Here is a 1,758-nt window from a genome sequence, read left to right as displayed (position 1 = left end):
ACAGAGCCGGATTAATGCTGATTCAACCTTACTTGCGGCGGGGAAACGCGTGTCGGTTACGTATGAAAACGCTCGCCTTGTGATTGCCTCGAATTCTGAGGGACCGAGCGCGAATGCCGAGGTGATTGGAGGATCCGCGCGGGCGTTGCTTGGATTCAATGGAGGCAGTGCGGGCGATGGCGCCTCGACATTTGCGCCTACAGTGGTCACCCATGCCGCCTTGACGAACAGCGGAGGGGCGACCATCTCGCAGGGACGAGTGCGTAACGCAAGCATTACGTCGTTCGACAATCATGTCGTCCGATTCACCGGGGCAACGACCTTTGACGTCCTTAATACGTCGGCACCTGTTACAGTGGCTGCGAATTTGGCCAATGTGGGCCGAGTCGGTGCCATTGATGCCGGAGTTATCGACCCCCAAGGCATCACCCTCGATTCGTACGAGATCCAATTCACATCTTCCTCGCAGTATTCTGTCGTGAACACGACGACCGGGTCGACTCTTTCAACTGGGAACTCCTATGTGTCTGGAGGAGCCATCGAATTCGACGGGTTACGCGTCATACTTTCGAACGGACAACCGGGATCGCCGGTTACTGGAGATCGATTTACCGTGACCCTTGCACCAAAGATGGTTCTAGGTGGACAGACGTATGTCTCAGGCGCTGCGATCTCGTTCGACGGCATCCAGTTCACGATAAGTAACGACACGGCGTCCCCTGCTGCAGGGGATCTCTTTCATGTCGTGAGTCAGAGCAGATATGCCGGCGATTCTGCAACTCATGAAATTGAGGTGGCGGACGGGGAGGTGATCGCCACCAATGTTCCTGGCCATGAAGTCTATAGCGGCCCGAGTGTCAACGTGTTTGAGGCGGTGCAACATCTTCTTGCCGCGCTGCGAGGAAACTTCAAGGCCGGCATCGCGGAGAGCTTGGGAGATTTAGACAGCGCTCTTAGTCAGGTGTCGGCGGCTCAAGCGAAAGTCGGCGGGCTCACTAATCGTTTAGAAGCCACCTCCTCGGCGTTGGAAGATGCCAGAGTGCTGGCAACCAACACGCTGTCCTCATACGAAGACATCGATTTGGCTCAAACAATCTCCGAACTCACTCTGCAAGAATACGCGATTCAAGCTGCAGGTGAAACGCTTGGTCGGATCTTCGACAACTCCCTCCTGAAGCATCTGCGCTAGGTGTTTTCTCAAGTTTGTATCATGGATGGCCGATAATTCTCTGGAACGTTGTGTAGCCATGGAAGGCTGGTATGCTGGTACTTACACGTCGACGCGGAGAAAGTGTCACGATCGGCCCCGACATCCGTGTGGTTGTGCTGGGTATGAAAAGTGGGCAAGTCCGCCTTGGAATCGAAGCGCCATCAGCTGTCGCAGTTCATCGGGAAGAGGTTTATACGAGGATTCAAGAAGAGAACCGGTTGGCAGCCAAAACACAGGCTGTGCCGCTCGAGGCATTTCGTCGCCTGATTCCTGCGAAACACCGTATGATCTCGTGAGGATATCACCGTGAACTGCACATCGACTCGCTTCGGATCATTCGAAGTGCCCGACGAAAGCATCGTCAGGTTTCCGTCTGGGCTACTTGGGTTTCCCGAACAGCAACGGTATGTGATCCTTGATCATGATACCGAGGCCCCATTCAAGTGGCTTCAATCAGTTGACGAGCCGGATCTGGCCTTTGTCCTCATGGATCCGGCCACGTTCCATCCCGATTACCATATTGAAGTTCCCACAGACGCACTGGTAGA

The 1,758-nt window shown here is 54.6% G+C and carries 3 protein-coding genes; all 3 read left to right on the top strand.

Features of this window, described 5'->3' with window-relative positions; all coding sequences use genetic code 11:
* On the top strand, positions 1-1,189 hold a 1,189-nt coding region (locus tag ACOSYY_RS04170; protein ID WP_421661011.1), incomplete at its 5' end, for a flagellin.
* Between the two features lie 71 nt (positions 1,190-1,260).
* A complete protein-coding gene (csrA, locus tag ACOSYY_RS04165; RefSeq protein ID WP_421661010.1) occupies positions 1,261-1,506 on the top strand; it encodes a carbon storage regulator CsrA in 246 nt (81 codons plus the stop codon).
* Between the two features lie 10 nt (positions 1,507-1,516).
* Positions 1,517-1,758 (top strand): flagellar assembly protein FliW (fliW, locus tag ACOSYY_RS04160; RefSeq protein WP_421661009.1); only part of this gene is annotated, 242 nt, incomplete at its 3' end.

This window comes from Nitrospira sp. BLG_2 (assembly GCF_049222245.1).
Note: the sequence above shows the minus strand (reverse complement) of the source record. Positions and strands in the feature narration are given on the sequence as shown.